This is a genomic window from Streptomyces sp. NPDC046122, from assembly GCF_056429965.1.
The window spans coordinates 1-5736 of the sequence record NZ_JBWKLQ010000039.1 but is presented as its reverse complement, the minus strand read 5'-3'; the positions used below and the strand labels follow the sequence as shown (position 1 = coordinate 5736).

The 5736-nt window shown below is 66.4% G+C and carries 5 protein-coding genes and 4 pseudogenes; 6 read left to right on the top strand and 3 right to left on the bottom strand.

Annotation, left to right across the window (positions count from 1 at the left end):
- On the top strand, positions 1-178 hold a 178-nt coding region (locus AC07FK_RS33965; protein WP_479108754.1), incomplete at its 5' end, for a transposase family protein.
- Between the two features lie 6 nt (positions 179-184).
- Positions 185-985 (top strand): annotated as a pseudogene (locus AC07FK_RS33960) (IS5 family transposase); the annotation flags it as partial.
- Positions 986-1109: 124 nt separating this feature from the next.
- Here the strand turns inward: AC07FK_RS33960 and AC07FK_RS33955 are convergent.
- Positions 1110-1739 carry a DJ-1/PfpI family protein gene (locus tag AC07FK_RS33955; RefSeq protein WP_479108753.1) on the bottom strand — a complete coding sequence of 210 codons (630 nt, stop codon included), beginning with the start codon at positions 1737-1739 and terminating at the stop codon, positions 1110-1112.
- 294 nt (positions 1740-2033) lie between these two features.
- Positions 2034-2276 (bottom strand): annotated as a pseudogene (locus AC07FK_RS33950) (transposase); the annotation flags it as partial.
- Between AC07FK_RS33950 and AC07FK_RS33945 the strand changes: the two are divergent.
- The 4 genes and pseudogenes from AC07FK_RS33945 to AC07FK_RS33930 form a co-directional block, all read left to right on the top strand.
- Positions 2275-2451, top strand: a pseudogene (locus tag AC07FK_RS33945) (IS5/IS1182 family transposase); the annotation flags it as partial. The pseudogenes AC07FK_RS33950 and AC07FK_RS33945 overlap by 2 nt on opposite strands.
- Positions 2452-2954: 503 nt before the next feature.
- Positions 2955-4256, top strand: a complete 1302-nt coding sequence (locus tag AC07FK_RS33940) for a tyrosinase family protein (protein ID WP_479108752.1) — start codon at positions 2955-2957, stop codon at positions 4254-4256.
- Positions 4256-4759: a hypothetical protein gene (locus AC07FK_RS33935; RefSeq protein ID WP_479108751.1), complete on the top strand. Its 504-nt coding sequence runs from the start codon at positions 4256-4258 to the stop codon at positions 4757-4759. Before AC07FK_RS33940 ends, AC07FK_RS33935 begins: the two co-directional genes overlap by 1 nt.
- 107 nt (positions 4760-4866) lie before the next feature.
- The gene (locus tag AC07FK_RS33930; RefSeq protein ID WP_479108750.1) at positions 4867-5313 is read left to right on the top strand and encodes a hypothetical protein; all 447 of its coding nucleotides are present in this window, start codon (positions 4867-4869) and stop codon (positions 5311-5313) included.
- A 335-nt stretch (positions 5314-5648) separates the two neighbouring features.
- On the opposite strand, the pseudogene AC07FK_RS33925 reads toward AC07FK_RS33930, so the two are convergent.
- Positions 5649-5736 (bottom strand): annotated as a pseudogene (locus tag AC07FK_RS33925) (IS5/IS1182 family transposase); the annotation flags it as partial.

Sequence of the window (5736 nt, the reverse complement as noted above, 5' to 3'; positions counted from 1 at the left end):
ACCGGAGCACTACCAGCAGTTCAACCGCGACCATGCCCGGCTGAGAGCACCGGGGGAACGGGCCTTCGCACAACTGAAGTCCTGGCGGCTACTACAGCAAGCCAAATGCTCCACCCGCCGCATCGGCACCATCGTCCAAGCCGTCCACACACTGCTGATCTGCAACTATTCAGGATGAAAGAGGCTCACTGATCACGAGTGGGAGTTGCTCGCTCCACTGATACCGCGGGCCGTCCGGGGACGGCCCCGAGCGGAGGACCGGCAGATCATCAACGGGATGGTCTACAAGATCCGTACCGGGATTTCCTGGCGTGACCTGCCAACACGCTATGGCTCCTGGCAGACGGTCTACACGCGGTTCCGCCGCTACGCAATCGACGGCGTGTTCACCAGGGCCCTGCGGCAGATCCAGACCCGCGCGGACGCGGCCGGCGACATCGACTGGCTGGTCCAGATCGACTCCACCATCGTCCGGGCCCATCAGCACGCCGCCACCACCGGACGAAAAGGGGGAAGCACCGGCAGGACGAACCGGACGATCACGCCCTCGGCCGATCCCGAGGAGGCCTGACCACCAAGATCCACCTCGCCGCCGACGGACAGGGCCGTCCTCTGGCCCTCATGCTCACCGCCGGCCAACGACACGACAGCGTCATGGCACAAGCCCTGCTCGAACGCATACGCGTGCCCCGCACAGGACTGGGCCGTCCACGCTCCACACCCGACCATGTCGTGGCAGACAAGGCCTACAGCTCCCGGGGATTCCGCGCCTACCTGCGACGACGCGGCATCGCCGCCACGATCCCCGAGAAAGACGACCAGAAGAAGCACCGCCGAAACCGGCGGCAGTCGCGGCGGCCGGCCACCTGGTTTCGACCGCGAGACCTACCGCCGACGCAACACCGTCGAACGCTGCTTCAACCACCTCAAAGGCTTCCGCGGCATCGCCACCAGAAATGAGGCGAGGCTGACCGCTGCTTCGTAGGAGGTGGCGGTCTTGTCGTATGGGGGCGTGCTGCGCGGCCTCGCCACGACGGGCGGTCCACCACCACCCACCCGGCGCACTCCCCCGCCACGCCCCCTACCTCCACCAACGCCCAAAGGTCACATCAGCCGCCGCTGGCGAGCTCCCGGGCCCGGGCCACGACCTCGGGCGTCGCGGTGGCCAGGGAGCCGCTGTCGTACGGCGGCTGGGGGTCGTACTCGGTGAAAAGCTGAATGGCCCGGGCGGTGAGTTCGTCGCTCAGCAACGCGCACAGCCCCAGGGCCATGTCGATACCGGCGGAGATCCCGGCCGAGGTGATGATCTTGTCGTGCCGGACGACGCGTTCCGCGGTGTAGGTGGCGCCGAACGTCTCCAGGTCGTCCATCGCCATCCAGTGGGTGGTCGCGGTCTGCCCTTGGAGCAGCCCCGCTGCCCCGAGGATGAGCGCGCCGGTACAGACCGAGGTGGTGAAGCGGGTCGTCTCGTGAATCCGGCGCACCCAGTCGATGAACTCCGTGTTGTTCAGCATCAGTCGCGCCCCCGCGCCGCCCGGGACGAGCAGCACGTCGCAGGACTCGACCTCCGTGTACCGGGTGGGCACGTCCACCCGCATGGCGCCCAGCACGTCGGTGATCCGCCCCGGTTCGGGCGCGACGAAGCGCACCCGGGCGTCGGGGACGTGCGCCAGGAGCTCGTACGGGCCGATGGCGTCGAGCGGCTCGAAGAGCCTGAAGAGCGGGATCACGATGTCCATGCCGGGGAGCCTATGCAGGCATCTGCGTTGCCTGAGAACGCATCTGCGGACACGCCCAGCATGCGCGGCAGGTTCACGAGAACGGGTGCCGGGCCGCCTCAGCCCGTCGACCGGCCAGCCGCCGTGCTGCCGCCGTCTGGTGCACGGCATCTGGCATCCGGGATGGCTGGACGGATTGCGGCCGCCGCTGACACCGCACATCGCCACAGAAGGGCCCGACTTCCCCTGCTACGGGCTGTGGGGGTCGGGCCTGGTGAGGTGACGCATCCTTGACCGTTCGATTCGAGCCGCGATCGTCGGATTCGGTCCGGTCAGTGGCCCCCCCCCCTGTGCGGTCCGGATGTTTCACGGAACCGATCGCGCACCGCGACCAGTCCAGCTCGCCTCGTGCTCCGAGTTCGTCGAGGACCGCGCGGTGGAGCCTTGCCCAGACACTGGCTCGGCTCCACTGGGCGAACCTTCGGTAGACCGTCTGCCAACCCGGGCCGGAGGCGGTGGCAATTGTTGCCACGTGCGGCCCGATGTGGCCACGAGCATCGAGTCCAGTGAACGGTTGGGCCGCCGCAGGTTGTTGATCGAGCGGACGACCTCCTGACTGTCCGGCTACCGCCGACTCAGTCCCCGCTACGAACGCCACGCCCGCAACTACCCGGCCTTTCTCGGCCTCGCCGCCGCCCTGTGCTGGTACGAGCGACTGGTCCACCTCACCACATGGGACACCGTCTTTAAGGGTGTCCGACTTTGGAGTCCGGTCATGTTCATCAGGAACCGGAGGGCCGTGAAGCTGCGCGGGATGAGAGTGGCAATCCGAGACATCGTGCGCCAGGCCATCGACGAGTTCCGCCGTATCCCGCTCCCCGCACCCAAGAACACCGCTGATGACGGCACTACCGCTCTGGAACGGGCACTGGCTGACGGGCAGCGACGCCCCACTGACACAGCAGTAGGACGCCGATTGGTCGACGAGATGGCCCAGACCGGCGCCCGGCCAGGAACCGCCGCGCCCTGGCAGGCAGCTCGTTCTGATCACGGGCATGCAGCCGCAGGCCGATGGTTGAATGCAGGTCGAGCGCGCGGCCCACGAACCGGATCTCCGGAAGTATTGATTACTCCGGACGCGCTACTGGCTTGCGGTGTCCTTCCGGACCTCCAATTCTTGCATCTGGAATATGACAGCGGCCTGCCCGCTGCACCTGTCCCCCCAATGGAGGCAAAATGCCCAAGGTCCGCAAAGACATCAACGCCCTCACGGACGCGGAACTGGACGACTACATTCACGCGCTCGAGATCCTGCGGCAGCGCTCGGAGGTGAACGAGGACGATCCGACCGGGTACGCATTCCAGGCTGCACTGCACAACGGTTTCGTGGGACCGGACGGCGTCGCCATCAGATGCGAGCACAACAACGACCGCTTCCTGCCGTGGCACCGGGCGCATCTGCACTATTTCGAGAAGCTGCTCCAAGCGGCCGACCCGCCGCGCACCCAGAACGTCACCATTCCGTACTGGGACTGGATCAACGAGCAGACGCCCGAGAAATTCCCCCTCGCGTTCAAGAAGCCCGGGCTGAAAGCCCCACGCAGCTCCGCAGCAGCGTCGTTGCCGCCGGACACGCTGGAGATCGTCACGACGGAGACGGACCAGAAGGAGTTCGCCGGCTACCCGGTGGGCGACCCCTTTGGAGACGACGGACGGCTCGAAGGTGGCCCGCACAACACGATGCACGGCTTCTACATCGGCGGGGCGATGGCGAACCCCTCGGCAGCGGCCGAGGACCCCATTTACTTCAGCTTCCACGCCTTCATCGATCTGATGTGGGCGGAATGGCAGCGCCGTAACGGCACGCCGCCCCTGACCTCGCCGGACCAGGTGCTGCTGGGGTTCGCTTCGCAGCCCAAACACAAGATCTCCGAGTTCACCAACACCGCGGACCTCGACTACGAGTACGAGTACACGGAGCAGCTCAAGGCCGCCTTCGGGGTGCCGCCGTCGCCCGTGCCCCCGGCGCCGCTCAACCTTCTGGCGACTGAGCCGCTCACACCGCTCGACGCGAACGCCGACATCGTGACCGAACTGCGTGACAAAGAAGTCGTGCAACTCGGGTTCAAGGTGCCCGAGACCGCGGGGAAACGACTGCGTGTGCGACTCGACGAGCTCAAGGTGCCGAACACAGGAAGCTACATGCTGCGCGGCTTCCTCCATCCCTCCGACGTGCCCTTCCAGCCCGACGACGACGGGTTCGCACGTCGGTTCGGAGCAGGGTACGTGGCACTGTGGCGAGCCCACCAGCACATGCACAACGGCCACGACGACATGCACGGCGACCACCATCACGTCTCCCGCACGGCTCGCTTCGACGTGGCACCCGCCTTGGAGTCGCTGGGAGCGGACGGCGCCGACCTGGTGTTCACCCTGCAGTTCATCCCCGCGCCCAGCCCGACAGGGCTGCCCCCGCACCCCCTGCCGCCGGTCGACGAAGTCGACTTCAAGGACGTGCGCATGGAGGTCTACTCCTGATGCGCACCCCGGTGTACGAGCTGCACATCCGGCCCATGTTCACCGCGACAGACCGCGACCACATGATCCCCCACTCACTGAACCTCTGGGTGTACGACGAGGTGGTCGAGCACGCCGAGCACATCCTCGACCGCTTGGAGGCCGGGACCATGCCGCCGACAGCCTTCGGCGGGCCGTGGCCACAGGAGTGGATCGATGTCTTCCGACGCTGGAAGGAGGGCGGTCTCAAGCGTCTGGAACTCGGTACCGCCGTGATCACAGTCAACCGCTCGCCCAGCACCGTCACCGTCAAAGCGACCGGCACGTTTCCCGCCGCGGGTTACCAAGGGTGGCTCCAGTTGGAGAGCGAGTCCGACACGGCGAAGACCTACGTCCTGTACTTCGAGCCGCCCGACACCCCGGTAGCCGGCACCGCTGATGACTTCGAGCTCAGGGAACGCTACAGCGCCTCTGACACCCGGACCCTGTTCGTCCATGACAGCACCGGCGTTCAGGAGCACTGAACACGTCTACCGATCGCTCGCCCGGCTTCCCACAAATCGACGGCGATCCATCACGAACCCTGCGTCGATCCGCTCGCCCGCAATCACGACATGACCGAGGAGAAACAGTGCAGGCCACAGACCTCACAGGCACATACACATACCGAAGTTTCTTTAACAGACCGGAGCCCATCGAGGACTTCAACGATCTCAGGTTCGCTCAACTGGAACTCAGGCTGACAGCCACTCCGGCGGGCAGCGTGAGCGGTCTGCTGGTCTTCCCGGCACCGGCGGGCATGGAACCGCTGGCGATGGAGATGGTCGGGCAGGCGGACGGGACATCGGACGGGGCACCCTTGGCAATCACGCTCACAGGCAAGGGGACTCCCGGGACCCCGATTGAGGACTTCCACTACGAGTACGACGGCACGGTCCTCCGCCACTGGCCGACCGGAGTGGGACAACGGATGACGCTCGCCGGAACCGTCCTACGTGCCAAGGACCACGGCAGCGGCGCCAACCTCTCCAGAGCAGGACAGACAGCCAGCTTCCTCGCAGTGAAGAGGGACTCCTGACCTCCCCGTCGCAGTGGCCTGCACGCGTGACAAGCGTGCTCGGCAGCTTGAAGCGCTGCAAGCCGTTGTCCTGAAGGTCCAGGCTGGCAGACCCTCACAGCCGCAGGTCGGACAGGCCCACGCGGCGGCCTTCTGCCGCCGCATGGTGGTCTCTTCCCACTCGCGCTGCTGGCGCTCCTCCTGGGCGCGAAGCTCGATGCGGCGTTCCTCGCCCCGGACGGAGAAGGGCCGGTAGTCGTCTCGGTTGAGGTGGGCCGCCGGCTGGCGTGCGGGTAATCCAGGTAGGAGCCTGGAGACAGAGGATGCTTGCAACGCCTCCGCTCTAAGGCCGTGTCCTATGTGGTGAGTCGGGCAAGTTGTTTGTAGCAACAGAGGGCGGCGGCGAGGCCAAGAAAGGCCAGGTAGTTGCGGGGGTGGCGTTCG